The 17,216-nt window shown below is 32.4% G+C and carries 15 protein-coding genes; 6 read left to right on the top strand and 9 right to left on the bottom strand.

The genetic code is table 11. The features are described 5' to 3' along the window. The first annotated feature begins 64 nt into the window (after nt 1–64). The 5 genes from BM238_RS03185 to BM238_RS03165 all read left to right on the top strand — a co-directional run bounded on the left by BM238_RS03185 (nt 65) and on the right by BM238_RS03165 (nt 3,410). Nucleotides 65–316 carry a hypothetical protein gene (locus BM238_RS03185; protein WP_143093342.1) on the top strand — a complete coding sequence of 84 codons (252 nt, stop codon included), beginning with the start codon at nt 65–67 and terminating at the stop codon, nt 314–316. A 25-nt stretch (nt 317–341) separates the two neighbouring features. Further along, nucleotides 342–1,109, top strand: a complete 768-nt coding sequence (locus tag BM238_RS03180; protein WP_221404919.1) for a rubrerythrin family protein — start codon at nt 342–344, stop codon at nt 1,107–1,109. Nucleotides 1,110–1,121: 12 nt separating this feature from the next. After that, nucleotides 1,122–1,613 (top strand): DUF2231 domain-containing protein, encoded by a 492-nt coding sequence (locus tag BM238_RS03175; protein ID WP_090078724.1) that lies wholly within the window; start codon nt 1,122–1,124, stop codon nt 1,611–1,613. Between the two features lie 199 nt (nt 1,614–1,812). Beyond that, complete coding sequence (locus tag BM238_RS03170; RefSeq protein WP_090078723.1) at nt 1,813–2,523, top strand: VIT1/CCC1 transporter family protein; 711 nt, start codon at nt 1,813–1,815, stop codon at nt 2,521–2,523. A 233-nt stretch (nt 2,524–2,756) separates the two neighbouring features. After that, nucleotides 2,757–3,410 (top strand): GDSL-type esterase/lipase family protein, encoded by a 654-nt coding sequence (locus BM238_RS03165; protein WP_090078722.1) that lies wholly within the window; start codon nt 2,757–2,759, stop codon nt 3,408–3,410. 16 nt (nt 3,411–3,426) lie between these two features. Here the strand turns inward: BM238_RS03165 and BM238_RS03160 are convergent, their stop codons facing one another. Together BM238_RS03160 and BM238_RS03155 are read right to left on the bottom strand one after the other, a co-directional pair. After that, complete coding sequence (locus tag BM238_RS03160) at nt 3,427–4,773, bottom strand: DEAD/DEAH box helicase (RefSeq protein ID WP_090078721.1); 1,347 nt, start codon at nt 4,771–4,773, stop codon at nt 3,427–3,429. Between the two features lie 259 nt (nt 4,774–5,032). Beyond that, the gene (locus tag BM238_RS03155; protein WP_090078720.1) at nt 5,033–6,670 is read right to left on the bottom strand and encodes an ABC1 kinase family protein; all 1,638 of its coding nucleotides are present in this window, start codon (nt 6,668–6,670) and stop codon (nt 5,033–5,035) included. A gap of 124 nt (nt 6,671–6,794) precedes the next feature. Between BM238_RS03155 and BM238_RS03150 the strand changes: the two genes are divergently transcribed. Further along, complete coding sequence (locus BM238_RS03150; RefSeq protein WP_090078719.1) at nt 6,795–8,951, top strand: outer membrane beta-barrel family protein; 2,157 nt, start codon at nt 6,795–6,797, stop codon at nt 8,949–8,951. A 216-nt stretch (nt 8,952–9,167) separates the two neighbouring features. On the opposite strand, the gene guaA is transcribed toward BM238_RS03150, so the two are convergent. From guaA to BM238_RS03115, 7 genes are all read right to left on the bottom strand, one after another. Further along, complete coding sequence (gene guaA, locus BM238_RS03145) at nt 9,168–10,697, bottom strand: glutamine-hydrolyzing GMP synthase (RefSeq protein WP_090078718.1); 1,530 nt, start codon at nt 10,695–10,697, stop codon at nt 9,168–9,170. Between the two features lie 299 nt (nt 10,698–10,996). Beyond that, complete coding sequence (purD, locus tag BM238_RS03140; protein ID WP_090078717.1) at nt 10,997–12,235, bottom strand: phosphoribosylamine--glycine ligase; 1,239 nt, start codon at nt 12,233–12,235, stop codon at nt 10,997–10,999. A 161-nt stretch (nt 12,236–12,396) separates the two neighbouring features. After that, nucleotides 12,397–13,908 carry a bifunctional phosphoribosylaminoimidazolecarboxamide formyltransferase/IMP cyclohydrolase gene (purH, locus tag BM238_RS03135; protein WP_090078716.1) on the bottom strand — a complete coding sequence of 504 codons (1,512 nt, stop codon included), beginning with the start codon at nt 13,906–13,908 and terminating at the stop codon, nt 12,397–12,399. A gap of 39 nt (nt 13,909–13,947) precedes the next feature. Further along, the gene (locus tag BM238_RS03130) at nt 13,948–14,811 is read right to left on the bottom strand and encodes a tetratricopeptide repeat protein (RefSeq protein WP_143093341.1); all 864 of its coding nucleotides are present in this window, start codon (nt 14,809–14,811) and stop codon (nt 13,948–13,950) included. Between the two features lie 11 nt (nt 14,812–14,822). Further along, complete coding sequence (gene purN / locus BM238_RS03125) at nt 14,823–15,398, bottom strand: phosphoribosylglycinamide formyltransferase (RefSeq protein ID WP_090078714.1); 576 nt, start codon at nt 15,396–15,398, stop codon at nt 14,823–14,825. Further along, nucleotides 15,398–16,387 carry a phosphoribosylformylglycinamidine cyclo-ligase gene (purM, locus tag BM238_RS03120; protein WP_090078713.1) on the bottom strand — a complete coding sequence of 330 codons (990 nt, stop codon included), beginning with the start codon at nt 16,385–16,387 and terminating at the stop codon, nt 15,398–15,400. Before purM ends, purN begins: the two co-directional genes overlap by 1 nt. Before the next feature lie 238 nt (nt 16,388–16,625). Further along, nucleotides 16,626–17,159, bottom strand: a complete 534-nt coding sequence (locus BM238_RS03115; protein WP_090078712.1) for an NADPH-dependent FMN reductase — start codon at nt 17,157–17,159, stop codon at nt 16,626–16,628. Between the last annotated feature and the right edge of the window lie 57 nt (nt 17,160–17,216).

Raw genomic sequence — 17,216 nt, 5'->3', positions numbered from 1 at the left:
CTTAGAAAGGTAAAAGACGACCAGGATTACCTTTGTCGTATAAATAATCTTAAAAATCAATTAAATGATGAAAGCGCAAATTTTAACAATCGCACTACTTTTAGGAACCTTAAGTTTTACTTCTTGTAAAAAAACCGAAGGAAAATCAACAGAAAATCAAGTTACCACTGAATCAACTGAAAAAGTTGAGGTTACACCTAAGGAAAAAGATTCTGCAGAAACAAGAATTGAGGAAGCCAAAGAGAAATCTTCAGAAAAAGGAGAAAAGGGAGAAAAAAAAGAAAATGAAGTAAACGAAAAAAACGACAAAGATTAATCCCAAAATTTAAAAAAATATAGAAATGATGAAATCACTAAATCGGAAATATTCAGAAAATAATTTTTTTAGCCATAGCGAAAAAAAAATAGTTTTAGTAAGTCTTTTTATGGTTGCTGTTTTTTCATCAAACGCTTGTAGCAAAGCAAATGAGAACAGCAATGAAATGAAAAATCCAACAGAAAAAGGAGCAAATAATACAGAATCTTCAACGCAAAAAACAATGACCATGGAAGAAGCAAAAGCAAAAACAATCACCAATATGCAAGATGCATTTAATGGAGAATCAAACGCAACCGCTCGTTACGCCGCGTTTTCTAAAAAAGCCAATGAAGAAGGTTATAAAGAAATTGCATTGCTGTTCAAAGCAGCTTCTTTAGCAGAAAATATACACGCCAACAATCACAAAGCAGTTTTAGAAGAAATGGGAGTTGCCGGTAAACCTGCAGTGCTTGATGTTAAGGTTCAATCTACAAAAGAAAACTTAGAATTTGCTATCAAAGGCGAAACCTACGAAGCTACAACGATGTATCCTAATTTTCTAAAAGATGCCGATGCAGCAGGAAATCAATTGGCATTAATTAGTTTAAACTATGCGTACAAAACAGAAAAAAAACATAAAGTATTTTATGAAAATGCATTAGCAGCTTTAAACAATAATACGACAAATACATTGGCTTCAACTTATTTCGTTTGTCCAACGTGTGGGAATACGTATGAAACAACAGCACCAAAACGCTGTGGAATTTCAATGACGAGCGGAGAAAAATTTATTAAAGTTAATTCACTTTAAAATATAGAAATAATGGATCAAACGCACATTCACTTATTAATTACACATCTTCCAATATTTGGTTCGCTTTTAGGAACTTTAGTTTTAGGATTTGGTATTTGGAAAAAAAGCAGTACTACCATGATTGCTGCACACTATATGTTAATCATATCTGCTTTGGGCGCAGCAATAGCATATATTACAGGAGAAAGTGCCGAGGAAACCGTTGAAAATATAACAGGCGTTTCAGAAAATGTGATTGAACAACACTCAGATTTTGCAATGTATGCACTAATCGCATTAATAGCAGTTGGAATTGCTTCACTACTAAGTATTTATCTTGAGTATATTAAAAATTCCTTTGCAAAATCAGTGACAAAAATAACCTTGGTTTTAGCAATCATTAGTTTTGTTTTAGTAGCCCGAACCGGTTATCTTGGAGGTCAAATACGTCACACAGAAATCGCATCAAATACAACTCAAAATGCAAGTGAACAAGGAGGAGAACAAGAGGACGACGATTAACAAAAGTCAGAGATCAACTAAATTAAAATAAAAAAACAAAAGCGATTCAATGGAAGCGCTTTTGTTTATTTAAATTAGAAATTCATATGTCAAATAGTTAAATAACAAATACTTACATTTGTAATTGTAGTTAAAATAAATCAATTTAATAAAATTTTTCACAATAAAACAAAAATAAAACAACTACTAATTTCAAAAAATGAATAAAACCATAACCATTGATAACTATTTAGACAGCCATTATATTCACAGAAGCAATTGGTTAAGAGCAGCTGTTTTGGGTGCTAACGATGGTATCATTTCTATTTCAAGTTTAGCGATTGGTATAGCTGCAGCAAGTTCAACAAGAGAACCTATAATTTTAGCTACAGTTGCGGGTTTGGTTGCGGGAGCTTTATCTATGGCTGCGGGAGAATATGTTTCAGTAAGTTCTCAAACCGATACCGAAAAAGCAGATATTGAAAGAGAAATTCAAGAATTACGAGATATGCCAGCAGAAGAGTTGCAGATATTGGCACAGATCTATGAAAAAAGAGGTTTGAAAAAAGAAACCGCATTGCAAGTTGCCGTTGAGTTAACAGAAAACAACGCATTGGAAGCTCACATTAGAGATGAATTAGGCATCAATGAAATCAGTCAGGCAAATCCCATTCAAGCAGCATTAGCTTCAGGTGCCGCTTTTTCAGTTGGTGGAGTTTTACCGCTTTTAGTAATTCTTTTTGCATCTGTAAAAGGAATGGAATATTGGTTATACGGAGCAACAATTATATTTTTAATTATATTAGGAACAATGGCAGCAAAAACGGGTGGTTCAAGTATTCCGAAAGCTATTTTGAGAATTACAATTTGGGGAACAATTGCAATGGTATTATCTGCTTTGGTGGGTTATATGTTTGGCGTTAAGGTATAAACAAATTATATTTCTAAATTTAAATATTACAGTTAATTTTTGATCAAATTAAAAATTCTTTTATTGAAAAAAAATGGATGGCGTTGGCGAACACAAAAATCAGACACCAGAAAATGCAAAGAAAATTGTAAAAATGAGTTGTTAATCTCGTTTTTTATAATTTTAAAATCAGCCTGAGAGGAATTTTCAGGTTGATTTTTTTTTGTTAAGTTTATATCTTAATTAAATTTATAATGAAAAAACTGATATTTTTATTTTTACTTTTGAGTTCAATTATATATAACGCTCAGGAAAAACATGCTTTTACAGATGAAATTCAAAATTTTAAAACTTTAGATGCGCAAAATCCGCCGCCAAAAAATGCCATACTTCTAATAGGAAGTTCTTCTTTCAGGAAATGGACGAATGTGTCAGATTATTTTCCAACGAAAACGATTATTAACCGTGGTTTCGGTGGTTCTACTCTACTTGATTTAAATTATTTTGCAGATGATTTAGTAAAACCTTACGATCCAAAACAAATTCTGATCTATTGCGGTGAAAATGATTTTGCAGCAGACGAAAATGTAACTTCAACTGAAGTATTCAATAGATTTAAAAACTTTTATAAAAAAATAAGACAATATTATCCTAAAATTGAAGTGGATTTTGTTTCCATTAAAAACTCGCCAAGTCGCACAAAGTACTGGAATAAAATGCTTAAAACTAATGCATTAATAAAAAATTTTTTAAACAAAGAAAAAAATTCTAAGTATATTGATATTACAAATGCGATGACTGATTCAAATGGAAAAGTTCGAAAGGAACTTTTTTTGGAAGATATGCTACATATGAAATCGGAAGGCTATAAATTATGGGCAAAGAAAATTGAGCCATATTTAAAATAATTCTAATTTTTTCAATTTATTTTTTCTTTTTCGCTTTCGCTTTTGCCTGACCACGATTTGAAGGTTTCGTTTTTGGTGGATTTCTTTTTGTTGGTCCGCCAAGATTGATTTTTTTGTTTTTCTCTTTTCTTTCGTGAAATGCGCCACCGCCTTCGTACATTTTTACCGGTGCGATGTCTTTCATAAAAACTTCTTCTTGTTCAGACGCAATTTTTACAGGATTAAAGACAACATTTTCAGGAACGTCAGAATTTTGAAGTTCTTTATTCATCAAAACTTCAATTTCTAAAATTCTCGCTTCTTCATCCGGCGTTACAAAAGAAAATGCAATTCCGTCTTTTTCAGCACGACCGGTTCGACCGATTCTGTGAATATATTGTTCAGGGATTTCCGGAATTTCAAAATTAATAACGTGTGTAATATTTGAAATATCAAGTCCACGCGCCATAATGTCAGTGGTGATAATTCCACGAAGATCTTCACTTTCAAAATTTCTCATCGCTCGCAAACGGTAATTCTGAGATTTATTTGAGTGAATAACATCAAATTCGCCAGGGAAAACTTCATCAATTTTGGTAAAAAGATAATCGGCATGTTTCTTATTATTACAGAAAATCAGAATTTTAGATAAATCTGAATTGGTCTGTAATAAATTTTCTAAAAGATTTATTTTAGTATTAAAATTTTGAACTTTGTAAGCAATCTGTTCAATTTTTTCTAATGGTGTTCCGGATTTTGCCAAAGAAAGTTCGATCGGATTACGGAAATATTCAGCCAACATTGCATCTACATTTTCTGTCATTGTCGCAGAAAAAAGAATATTTTGTCTTTTTTCTTTCATCATTTCGAAAATGTGCGTGAGTTGCGGACGGAAACCTAAATTCAACATTTCATCAAATTCATCAACTACTAATTGCTTCACTTCACGCAAAGAAATAGCATTGTCAATCGCCAGATCCATTACTCTTCCTGGCGTTCCAACTAAAATATCACAACCATCTTTAAATAATAATTTTTGGGTATTAATATTTTTACCACCGTAAATTCCGATAACTCTTGCTGTAAGATTTTGCGCTAAATTTTCTAAAATTCCTGCCACCTGAACGACTAATTCACGTGTTGGAACCAAAACCAAAACCGTTGGATTTCCGGCTTTGTTGTATTTCCATTGTTTTAAAACGGGAAGTAAATACGCCAAAGTTTTACCAGTTCCTGTTTGGGCAATTCCCATCACATCTCTGCCGGAAAGAATGTGGCTAAAACTTTTTTTCTGAATCGGTGTCGGTTCAAACAAGTTGTCATCTGCTAAAACATCTAACACTTTTACAGGCAAATCAAAATCTGCAAACGTCTTTATTTCCATTTTGCAAAGATAAGCAAAGGAAGTGGAAAAAAAACTCTTGATTTAACTCTGAAGTTTTTACCACAAAGTCACAAAGAATTCATTTTTAAGTGGATTTTATCACGGCTAAAAAGACACTAAGCCTTGGAAGTTTTTATTATTAAAATTTCACGCGGATTTGCCAGATTAAGCAGATTAAAATTCCAGATTAAATGAGAAAAATCTGCGTCATCTGCAAAATCTGCGAGAGAAATTTTTAAAAAATTATAGCGTTTAATCTTTATCTTTTTAATAATCTTAAAGTTAAAATAAATCCTAAAATTGCAGAAAATAGAAATCCTAAAACTGCCAAAAGTGGCATTCCGAAAAGGACAGGTTTTAAATTTGAAGTTAAGATTAGTGCTGTTGCAATAATATTTGTTCCTAAAACAAAAGCCAAAACGACATTAATCACACTTTGTTTAATAATTAAATTGGTGGTTTTTAATTCTTCGCTTTTTGTTTTAAAAGTCAGATTTCCTTCATTTAAATTGGATAAAACACTTCGAAATTCAACCGGAATATTTTGCAGATTATTTTGAAATTCTGTTAGTTTCTGAAGTCCTTTCTCAAATAAATATTTTGGATCCAAACGCTGCAACATTATTTTTGAAATGTAAGGTTGCGCACTTTTGATAACGTCCATCTCGGGATTTAAAAGTCTTCCAACGCCTTCAATTAAAGTAACACCTTTAAAAAGTAAAATAAAATAATCGGGCATGATGATCTTATTTTCAAATAAAATTGATTGGAATTTTTCTATTAAAATTTCCAATTTAAGATCTTTTAAAGAATTGGAATCAACCAAATTTAAAATTTCTAAAATTTGATCTTTTAATTTTTTCTCGTCTTTAATCTCAAATTTTATGGCGACTTTCTTTAAATTAACAACGAGTTGATCTACATTTTTTAGAATTAAATTTATAATTAAATCTTCTAAAAATGCTCTGTCAGATGGAAAAATAGTTCCAGTTGCACCAAAATCGATGAAAATAATTTTACCTTCTTTTGTTACCAAAATGTTTCCTGCGTGCGGATCAGCGTGGAAAAATCCATGTTCTAAAATTTGTGCTAAAAAAAGTTGTAAACATTCTTCCGCTAATTTTGAGGCGCTTAAATTATTTTTCTCAATTGAGGCAAAATCTGTGATCTTAAAGCCATCAATAAATTCCAGACAAAGCACATCGTTATTGGATAAATTTGGATAAACTTTGGGAACAATTGTGCGGGAATCATCTTTGAAGTTTTTCGCAAAACGTTCGATGTTTTCACGTTCATTAACGAAAGATAATTCCTGCAAGAGAGATTTTTCAAAAGTATTGATACCTTGTTCTAAATTTAAATTCTCGGCAAATTCAAAATACTGGTTTAAAACTTTAACCAAATCTTTCATCAAAAGCAAATCACCTTTGATCATTTTGTCAATTTTTGGACGCTTTACTTTTAGCACCACTTTTTCGCCAGAAATTAATTTAGCTAAATAAACCTGCGCGATAGAAGCCGATGCCAAAGGTTGATGAGAAATCTCTGAAAAATAATCCTGATAATTTTCACCAAGATTTTCTGTTAAAACAGTTTCTAAATCGAGATCATCGAGATTTACATTATCCTGTAATTTTTGAAGTTCAGCAATTAATTCTGCAGGCAACAAATCTTCCCGACCTGCGAAAGCCTGTCCGAACTTCACAAAAGTTGGTCCCAATTCTTCCAAAGCCATTCTGATACGAACGTAAACGGATTTATTAAAAACTTCATCGGGAACGATTTGTTCATTATTTTGAACATTCATTCTCGCTAAAACATCTTTAAACCCATACTTTGAGAGGATAGAAATTAAAGTGGCAGTTCGTTTTAGTTTTAATTGTGAGTTTTGAAGCAAAATTGTAAAAGTTTAAAAACAAAATTAAGGAAATTTAGATATTTCAAAATCAAATGTTTGTAAAAAATTCAATTTTTAGATGTAACGTTTGTTTCTTTTTGATTGTCTAATAGAAAACAATTACATGAAATTACTCTTTTCCGGTTTGGGAATGCTGTTGGGAACCTTATTTGTGGCTCAAACCAAAGATACTGTCAAATCGAAAGAAATTGAAGCGGTTACGATAATTGCCAAAAAAGCAACTGTGGAAAGCAAGGCAGACCGAACGATTTTTAATGTGGCGAACAGTTCAATTTTGGCGGGAAATACGTCCTGGGAAATTCTTCAGATGACTCCACTCGTTAGTATTGATAATAATGATGTGATGAAAGCGGAAGGTGAAAATGTGACGGTTTACATAAACGATAGAAAATCCATCTTTACAGGAAAAGATTTAAAGGAATATTTAAAAACCATTCCAGCGGAAAATCTCATGAAAATTGAAGTTATCACAAGTCCCTCGGCGAAGTATGAAACTACGGGCGAAGTGATAAATATTGTTTTAAAAAAATTAACGAATGAAGGTTTTAAGGGAAGTTTTACAGCAAACAATACCCAAAATGCCAAAAATTCTCAGTACTCGAATTTAAATATTAATTACCATAAGTCAAATTTTACCCAATCTTTTAGTGGTAGTTATGGCGACAATACGAGGATTTCTAAAAACGAAAATGAGAATTTTTTTTATGATACTAATTTACTGACTAAAATTTTGACAGAAGGTGAAGAGAGAGGAAAATCGCCATCTTTTTCTTCTTCTTCAGAATTGGAATTAAATGATAAAAACACGGTTGGTTTAATTGTTGAATTTTCGCAATACAACCGAAATGCCTTCTCCAATGCTTTGGGAAATACGACATTAAATAATATTTTACAAAGTTCTTATATTCAAAATCAAAATTTAGAAGGCTTCAATCGCAATCTTGGCAATAACCTTTTCTATAAATATTATGATAAAGAAAAAAATAAAATCTTAGATCTAAATTTAGGTTTTAATTACGATTCTACTGTGGATACAAACAACCGTATTTTGACGAACAGTGATAGCCCAATCCCGACCGGCAGTAGTATTTTGGCTAATAATGAAAATCGGGAATATTATTTAAAAGCAGATTATTCTCAACCGTTGGGCAAAGCTGAAAATCAAAGCCAGCTGGAATTTGGGGGGAAAATTGATTTTAGAAATAATGCAATTCCATACGATTATCTAAATTTATCAAACAACGCTTTTGTTTTTGATGCATTACGAAGTAATAATTTCCATTACCAGGAAAATTTAAATTCGCTTTATATCAACTTTTCAAAAACCTATTTCAAAAAACTTGAGACCCGCGTAGGATTGCGTTACGAATACATTAATTTTAAAATAAAACAAGATGTTGGTAATATTGCGCGAACAGATTCTTACGGTGTTTTACTGCCTAATTTACTTTTAAAATACTCATTTTCTGACAATTATAATTTAAGTGCGACTTATAATCATTATCTGTTTCGTCCTTATTATTCAGAATTTAATCCGTTTTTATTACCAAGCGATGATGGCACATTTTATCGCGGAAATATTGATATTCAACCTAATCCAAGTGACAGAATTGGTTTAAAATTAGGTCTGTTTAAAAAATATTTCCTTTCGGCCAATTATTCTTTTACGAATCAGGATTTTTGGAATACTTATCTTAAAGAAGATGGAAAAACTATTTCTCAGCCTGTGAATTTTGATGGAAAATCTTTGCGCTATTCTTTAAATTTTAATACAAATCAAACTTTTTTTAAAAATAAACTGAACGTCAATCTCAATGTTGGTTTAGATTATAATGATGTAAGCGATTTTAACCAAAAAAATAACCTGAACCGACAAAATTATTTCACAAATTTCAACGCTTCTTCCAACTTTTCTTATACCAATTTATTCAATAAAGATATCAACGTAAACGCATTTTTTACGCTTTTCACACCAAATAATGGAAACTCTTTTTCTAACAAACCGAGTGTTTTTCATAATATTTCGGCAACGAAAATATTTAAGGATTTAGGCTTAGAAGGCACTTTAAGACTCATCAATCCTTTTAGAAAATTAAGTTTTGATCAAACTACATTTGCGCCAATCGGTACTTTTAGAAACAGAACAGAAGTTGATTACCACGGTTTCTCAATCGCTATTGTAAAACGTTTTGGGAATCAAAAAGTAAAAGAAAGTACAAAAACCGATGTAGAAAAAGAAAGCGGCGGCGGAAAAAATTAGGATTTTTTTGAATAGAATTTAACTCGTTTAAAATTTTTAATATTATTTTCCGGGCAGACATTTAATAACCTCGAAAGCTAATTTGATATTTTTTTGGGCAGACATTTCCGCCTTCCGTTCCCAATCTTTTTTTTATAAATGCAAAAAAAGGATTTCCACTCAAGTCGGGCTGCAAAGTTTGAATATATTGTAGCTTTTTTGTAAATCAAAAAGTAATTATTCCCACTCAATAGTTGCTGGCGGTTTGCTCGAAATATCATACGCTACTCTATTGATACCTTTTACTTCATTGATAATTCTGCTGGAAATTAAATCTAAAAAATCGTAAGGCAATCTGGACCAGGTTGCAGTCATAAAATCAATTGTATTTGCCGAACGAACAACTGCGGTGTATTCGTAAGTTCGCTCATCGCCCATTACGCCGACAGATTTCACTGGAAGTAAAACCACAAAAGCCTGTGACACTTTTTCGTAAAGGTCATGTTTGTATAATTCTTCTATGAAAATATCGTCTGCTTCCTGAAGGATTTTCACTTTTTCTTCATCAACCGCGCCCAAAATTCTGATTCCTAAACCTGGACCTGGAAATGGATGACGATAAACCAAGTGATGCGGAATTCCCAATTCCTCGCCTACTTTTCTTACTTCATCTTTAAATAACTCACGCAAAGGCTCAACTAATTCAAAGCCCATTTCTTCCGGCAAACCGCCAACATTATGATGCGATTTTATAACCGCAGAAGGTCCTTTTACCGACTGACTTTCAATTACATCCGGATAAATCGTTCCTTGCGCTAAAAATTTTGCACCTTTAATTTTGTGGGATTCTTCGTCGAAAACGGCAACAAATTCATTTCCAATAATTTTTCGTTTTTGTTCAGGATCTGAAATGTCTTTTAAATTGGTTAAAAACCGTTCGGAAGCATCGATTAATTTAATGTTTAAATTAAAATGATCGCCGTAGTTTTTCATTACTTTTTTATCCTCATCTTTTCTTAATAAACCAGTGTCAACAAAAATACAGGTCAATTGATCACCAATTGCTCTGTGAATTAGAACTGCTGCAACAGAAGAATCAACACCGCCGGAAAGTCCAAGAATGACTTTTTGATCGCCCACTTTTTCTTTAATTTCGTCAATTGTTTTTTCAATGTAATTCGTTAAAAACCAGTTTTTCTCAGCTTTACAAATGTTGAAAACAAAATTGGTTAACATCTTTCCGCCTTCTTCTGTGTGCGTTACTTCCGGATGAAACTGAATTCCGTAGAGATTTTTTTCTAAATTACTGATTGCTGCAATAACGCCGGATTTTCCGTTGACTTCAAAATTTTCCGGAACGGTTTCAACTTCATCAAAATGGCTCATCCAAACGACGGAATTGTTGGAAACGCCCTCAAATAAAGCACAGTTTTCCGTAATTTCTAATTCTGCTTTGCCGTATTCGCCTTTTGTTCCGCGCGATACTTTTCCTCCTAAAAGATGAGTGATCAATTGCATTCCGTAGCAAATTCCTAAAACCGGAATACCAGATTCCAATAATTCTTTGGGAATTAAATTCGCCGTTTCAGAATTGACAGAACTTGGTCCGCCGGAAAGAATTATTCCTGCAGGTTTTTTTGCTAAAATTTCTTCTAATGGTGTATTGAAAGGAATTATTTCTGAGTAAACTTCCATCTCACGGATTCTTCTGCCAATCAATTGGTTGTATTGTGAGCCGAAATCTAAAATTAATATACCGTTTTGCATGGTTTGAAGTTGTTGAGTTGTTAAGTTGTTGAGTTGTTGAAATATGAAATTACATTTTTAACACATTAGTATTATTTTTATGCTGAAAATTAGCGAACATTAGAGCACATTAGTTTTTAAAATTTAAATTTAAAAAGAAGCTAAACCTGTAACTAGCCCTGATAGAAGCGGCATCCTTTTTTATATTTTTTTAGAACTTGTAGAAAATTTAAAAAATTATAAAAAAGATACAGCGGATAGCAGGTTCCCGGCTCCTAAAAATATAAAAAAAAGACGCAAATAATTACGTCTTTAGTTTTTTAAAATTTACCAATATCGTCGCGGTAATAAGCGTAGTCGAAATGTATCGGAAGCGCATCTGCATAAACTTTATCACGAGCTTCGTCGAAAGAATCGCCAGTTGCTACGAGACTTAGAACGCGGCCACCACTCGTCACGATACGTTTTGCTTCGCGGGAAGCACCTGCAAAAAGCAAGGTGGAATGTTCCACTTTATCTGTGCCTTTTATCTCGAAGCCAGTTTCGTAGTTTTGCGGATAACCGCCGGAACAAATGACCAAACAAACGGCTTTTTTATCAGAAAATTTAAGCTCGACATCATCACCATTTAAGCAGGATTCTATAGTATCTACCAAATTATTTTCTAAAAGTGCCATTAAAACCTGCGTTTCAGGATCACCAAGACGCATATTGTATTCCAGTAAATAGCAGCCATTTTTTGTGACCATTAAACCAAAAAATATAAAGCCGCGGAAATTTAAATTTTTCTCCTGCAAACCAAAAATAGTTGGTTCAAGAATATTTTTTTCAAAGTCGATTTGATTTTCAGCAGTCCACTCCGGACTTGGCGCCGCGGAACCCATTCCACCGGTATTTGCACCGGTTTCGCCTTTCCCGGCTTTTTTATAATCTTTCGCAGGAATACATGGAAATAATTTTTGACCGTTTGAAAAAGCAATAATTGAAACTTCGTAACCTTCTAAAAAATCTTCGATCACGAGCTGAATTCCGGCATCACCGTAAATTCTGTCAATCATAAATTTGTGAATAGTCGCGTTGGCTTCCAAAACATCTTCGCAAACCACAACTCCTTTTCCACCTGCCAAACCGCTGGCTTTGATCACCAAAGGATAATCGTGGTTTTTCACATAAGCGATTGCATCGTGATACGCTTCAAAAACTTGTGCTTTTGCCGTTTTTATATTGTAAGTCTGCATGAACTTTTTAGAGTAAGCTTTGCTTCCCTCAAGTTTTGCACATCTTGCTGTTGCTCCAAAAATTTTCAGATCGTGTTTGCGAAAATCATCCACGATTCCATCTACTAAAGGCGCTTCAGGTCCAACGATCGTTAAATCTATATTTTCTTGAATTGCTAAATTTCGAAGTGAAACAATGTCGCTTTCAAAATAATTCTGACCGATATTATCTGTAGTTGCATTTCCTTTTGCAAAAAATATTTTAGAGATTCTTTTGTCTTCCTGTAGTTTTACGCCGAGCGCAGATTCGCGTGCGCCGTTTCCGACGATTAATATTTTCATAAGTAGTTTTAAATGTTATTTCTCTAAGTAGTCGCTTTAACTCTGTTTTTCAAAGAGATTTTTTTGCAATTACTTAAATGAAATCTTAATATTTTAATTTGCAAATTTAGGTTTTTAAAGAATGGTGCTCAAATTTTTAACTCAAATTTTTCTAATTAATTTTAATGGAAAAAATGACGCATTCCGGTGAAAAGCATTGGAATTTTATGTTCGTCGGCTGCTTCGATCGATTCTGAATCTTTCATAGAACCTCCGGGCTGAATAATTGCGGTAATTCCCTCTTTTGCACAAAAATCTACAACATCTCTAAATGGAAAAAATGCATCAGATGCTAAAACTAAATCGCCGGAAAATTTTTCTTTCGCTCTGGAAATTGCTTGTTCTGTTGCCCAGATTCGGTTGACTTGTCCGCCTCCAATTCCCAAAGCCTGTGTTCCGTTTGAAACGACAATGGCGTTGGATTTTACGTATTTTACAATTCTTTGGCTAAAAAGTAACGCAGATTTTTGCGTTTCTGTTGGTTGAGTTTCTGTAACACATTTTATATCTTCAGAAAACTGATTGTCTGCAGATTGAACCAGCATTCCGCCATCTATTTTCACCCAGGTTTGCGCATCTGAAACCGTATTTTTAATTTTAATAATTCGAAGATTTTTTTTCTTTTTTAATATTTCTAAAGCGTCATCGTCAAAATCTGTCGCCGCAACTATTTCTAAAAATGTTTTGTTTAATTCTTCTGCAGTTTTTGCATTAACTTTAAAATTCATACCTACAATTCCACCGAAGATTGACATTGGGTCGCATTCGAAGGCTTTTTTGTAAGTTTCTAATTCAGAATTTCCAACGGCAACGCCGCAAGGTGTAGAATGTTTTACAGCGCAACAAACCATTTCATTTTTAAATTCATTCACCACTTTCCAGCAAAGATCTAAATCTCTTAAATTATTAAATGACAATTCTTTACCGCCTAAAATTTCGAAATCTTTCATCGCGCCATTTTCAACAGTTGAAACATAATATGCCGCTTTTTGATGTGGATTTTCGCCGTATCTTAAATCTGAAACTTTCTTATAAGACGCTTCTAAATACTGAGGAAATTCTTCTTCTAACAACATTTTAGAAATCGCAGCGTCGTAAGCTGAAGTTAAATTAAAAACTTTTCCAGCTAATTTCTTTTTAGTTTCAAAAGAAACTTCGCCGTTTTCCATTTCCTTTTGAATTAAATCATAATCTTTAACACCTGTCAAAACCACAACATCTTTAAAGTTTTTCGCACCAGAACGTAACATTGAAGGGCCGCCAATATCAATAAATTCGATTTTTTCTGCTAAAGATTTTTCACTACCAGCATTTTCAAAAAACGGATAAAGATTCACAATTACCATATCAATTAAACCAATTTCATGGTTTTCAATAGTTTTCATGTGTTCAGAATTTTCTCTTAAAGCCAATAAACCGCCATGAATTTTTGGATGTAAAGTTTTCACTCTTCCGTCTAACATTTCCGGAAATTCTGTTATTTCATCAATTTGAATGGGTTTTAAACCCGCTTCTTTTAAATGTTTGAAAGTGCCGCCAGTCGAAATAATTTCGTAATTTTTACTTTCTAAAAATTGAGCAAACTCTATTAAATTGCTTTTATCGGAAACGGAAATTAGAACTCTTTTTTTCATAAATATTTTTTTGGACAGAATGTGATATTTTTAAATATTTTATTTTTGATTTATATCAGATTCAAATTTTTTAACGGCATCTTTATATTTTCCATTGTTTGAAAATTCACCGTAATAAAATTTTAGCCAATAATTAAATATTACAGTTTGTTTATTTTTTGAAGCAAAATTTAAAATATTAACTATTGATTCTTCCCTGTTTATAGGACTTTTGATTTCAGAAATATTTTTTTTCAAAAATTGATCTGCAATTTCAAGATTATTAGAATGTATCAGAGCGTATAAATATTCCTTATCAATAAATTCATCCTTAAAATTATTTGTTAATGCTTCTTCAGCAATTTTTTTTGCCATTTCAAAATTTCCTAATGCGTTCAGTGCATAAGCCATCTCAAAATATAATTTTTTACTTTTAAACTTATTGTCGTAAACTTTCTGTAATTGTGCTACCGCATTTTTACTGTCACCTAAGCCATTCATCGAACTCGCTCTTTCAACTATTTTTTCATTTTTATCATCTATTGAATTATACACTTTCATATATAAAGGTACTTCAGGTAAACCTAAATCTTTAACTTGAAAATTATCTAACCATCCAAAGGCAATTTTAGCATTTGGAACTCTCATAATATTTGCTGATTTTTCATTATCAGACTTTTTAATATCAGAAATTTTTTCGTTATCATAATTAAATGAACCCAAAGATCTAAGTGAATATCCCCCACCACTTTCATCAAAATAAAGGTATGCGAAAAAAATCTGTCCGGGTGTCTTATCGTTTTTGACAGTGATCCAATGGTTTTCTGAGTCGATATAATTATGGTCAAATTTTAAAGTTTTATTTTGACTTTTTAAAGTAGAAAGTGAAATTAAAAAGAAAAGAAAATAATACAGTTTTTTCATATTTAATAATTTCAAGTGTTTTGTAATTTTTTTAAGATTAAATTAATGGCTTGCGGAAAAATTTCATATTCTATTTTATGAATTTTTTCGGCTAAAGTTTCAGCAGTTTCGCCTTCGGAAATTTGAACAGATTTTTGTAAAATAATATTTCCGGCGTCTACTTCTTCAGTTACATAATGAACAGTTGCGCCACTTTCAGTTGCGTTTTCGGTAATTACCGCTTCGTGAACGTGATTTCCCCACATTCCTTTTCCACCAAATTTTGGTAATAATGATGGATGAATATTGATAATTGGAATAGAGATTTGAGTGAAAAATTCTTTATTTAAAATGGAAAGAAATCCGGCCAAAACAATCAAATCGATATTTTCTGGAATTTCATTTACTAAGTTTTCGGTGAAATTTTTCCCTTTTTTAATTAAAACTGATTTTAAACCTAAATTTTGAGCGCGTTCTAAACCAAAACAATCTCGATCTGCAATTACTAAATTGATCTCAGCATTTTCAATTTCACCGTTAGAAATACACTCTGCAATATTTTGAAGATTGGTTCCCGAACCTGAAAGTAGAATGCAAATATTTTTCATTAATTTAAAATAAATTTCTCGTCATTTTCTACGATTTCACCAATTATATAAGTTTCCGGTAAAATTTCTAAAACCTGATTAGCTAAACTTTCATCAACAACAACGACCATTCCGACGCCCATATTAAACGTTCCAAACATTTCATGTCGTTCAATATTTCCGCGTTTTTCGCATTCCAACATGATGCTTGGAATTTCTATCTTGTCGATTTCAATTTTTGCACACAAACCTTCAGGAATAATTCTTGGGATATTTTCGATAATTCCGCCGCCAGTAATGTGTGCAATTCCGCTAATTTCTACTTTGTCAGATAACTTTTTAATATCCTGATAATAGAGTTTTGTTGGCACTAAAAGAGTTTCGAAAAGTGGTTTTCCTTCAAAAGTTTCATTAAAATCCGGGAAAATTTTTCTTACCAAAGAAAATCCATTAGAATGAAAACCTGAACTTGGCAAACAAATAATCACATCGCCAGATTTGATTTTTGAACCATCAATAATATTTTCTTTCTCAACAATTCCGACACAGAATCCTGCAACATCGTAATCACCATCCTTATACATTCCAGGCATTTCCGCCGTTTCACCACCAATTAAAGCGCATTCATTGTCTTTGCAGGCTTTCACCATTCCTAAAACAATTTCTGCAGCAACGTTAGAATCTAATTTTCCACAAGCCAAATAATCAAGAAAAAATAGTGGTTTTGCACCATGACAAACGATATCATTTGCGCACATTGCGAAACAATCAATGCCGATAGAGTCGTAATTTTTTGTGTCTAAAGCAATTTTTAACTTCGTTCCTACGCCATCTGTTCCCGAAACCAAAACGGGATTTTTATAATTTCCAATTTCGTAAAACGCACCAAAACTTCCAAGATTATTAAGAACATTTTTATTATGCGTTTCAGCCACGGCCGATTTTATTTTGTCAACCGTTTTGTAGCCTTCTTCTTTATCGACGCCGGCGGATTTATAAGTATTGCTCATATTTTATATTTTTTAAGTTGTCCTAAAACAAATTCTTTCAGTTGATTTAAATAAAAAAGCCGACACTTTTAGGCGTCGGCTTTTTACTATTTATCGGTGCTTATTTTGACTCCATTTTCATGGAAAAGTTGTTTTGTGAAAATAAGCATTAACTTTTTCAAATGTTGAGTGTTTTCGTTTTGCAAAAATAAGATTTATTTAAATAATCTGAAAACTAATCTGATTTAAATTTAAAAAATTATTTTACCTGCGATTTTACACTTTCAATTTTTTGCTCAAATTCTGTCTTTAATTTAGGATTTGTAATCCCTTTTCCTTCTTCAAAATTATCTTTGAATTTAGGTAAAATAAAATTCTCTAAAACCGTTGTTCCGCTAAATGGTGCGCGTTTTAAAAATGCTTCCATTACGTTTTTTCCACCACCAGGTCCCGGCGCTGCTGTCATCAAAAACATTGGTTTTTCACCAAAATGTTTACGGTCTTTAACTCGGGAAATCCAGTCAAAAACATTTTTAAAAGCTGTTGTGTAAGTTGAATTATATTCTGCCAAAGACATTAAGATTAAATCAGAAGAGTCGATTTTCGCTGCGAAATCCAGGGCCAGTTGTGGAAGTCCTGCGGCTTCGCGTTCCGGCTTATAAATGGGCATTTCATAATTATTTAAATCTAAAACTTCGACTTCATGACCATCAAAATAAGTCGCTGCGAAATGAATTAATTTTTTATTTACAGATGTTTCAGAATTACTTCCGGCGAATGCTATTATTTTCATAATTTATTATTTATTACTTTATTTGTTTTTTTTGTAGCTTTTTAAATTTTGATTTAA

The sequence above is a fragment of the Halpernia frigidisoli genome, assembly GCF_900113805.1.
GTDB classification, from domain to species: domain Bacteria; phylum Bacteroidota; class Bacteroidia; order Flavobacteriales; family Weeksellaceae; genus Halpernia; species Halpernia frigidisoli.
This window is presented reverse-complemented; position numbering and strand designations above follow the sequence as displayed.

What these genes read in the sequence shown, in the direction of transcription:
- BM238_RS03185 (WP_143093342.1), top strand. Translation starts at nt 65, where the DNA reads ATGATGAAAGCGCAAATTTTAACAATCGCACTACTTTTAGGAACCTTA.
- BM238_RS03180 (WP_221404919.1), top strand. Translation starts at nt 342, where the DNA reads ATGATGAAATCACTAAATCGGAAATATTCAGAAAATAATTTTTTTAGC.
- BM238_RS03175 (WP_090078724.1), top strand. Translation starts at nt 1,122, where the DNA reads ATGGATCAAACGCACATTCACTTATTAATTACACATCTTCCAATATTT.
- BM238_RS03170 (WP_090078723.1), top strand. Translation starts at nt 1,813, where the DNA reads ATGAATAAAACCATAACCATTGATAACTATTTAGACAGCCATTATATT.
- BM238_RS03165 (WP_090078722.1), top strand. Translation starts at nt 2,757, where the DNA reads ATGAAAAAACTGATATTTTTATTTTTACTTTTGAGTTCAATTATATAT.
- BM238_RS03160 (WP_090078721.1), bottom strand. Translation starts at nt 4,773, where the DNA reads ATGGAAATAAAGACGTTTGCAGATTTTGATTTGCCTGTAAAAGTGTTA.
- BM238_RS03150 (WP_090078719.1), top strand. Translation starts at nt 6,795, where the DNA reads ATGAAATTACTCTTTTCCGGTTTGGGAATGCTGTTGGGAACCTTATTT.
- guaA (WP_090078718.1), bottom strand. Translation starts at nt 10,697, where the DNA reads ATGCAAAACGGTATATTAATTTTAGATTTCGGCTCACAATACAACCAA.
- purD (WP_090078717.1), bottom strand. Translation starts at nt 12,235, where the DNA reads ATGAAAATATTAATCGTCGGAAACGGCGCACGCGAATCTGCGCTCGGC.
- purH (WP_090078716.1), bottom strand. Translation starts at nt 13,908, where the DNA reads ATGAAAAAAAGAGTTCTAATTTCCGTTTCCGATAAAAGCAATTTAATA.
- BM238_RS03130 (WP_143093341.1), bottom strand. Translation starts at nt 14,811, where the DNA reads ATGAAAAAACTGTATTATTTTCTTTTCTTTTTAATTTCACTTTCTACT.
- purN (WP_090078714.1), bottom strand. Translation starts at nt 15,398, where the DNA reads ATGAAAAATATTTGCATTCTACTTTCAGGTTCGGGAACCAATCTTCAA.
- purM (WP_090078713.1), bottom strand. Translation starts at nt 16,387, where the DNA reads ATGAGCAATACTTATAAATCCGCCGGCGTCGATAAAGAAGAAGGCTAC.
- BM238_RS03115 (WP_090078712.1), bottom strand. Translation starts at nt 17,159, where the DNA reads ATGAAAATAATAGCATTCGCCGGAAGTAATTCTGAAACATCTGTAAAT.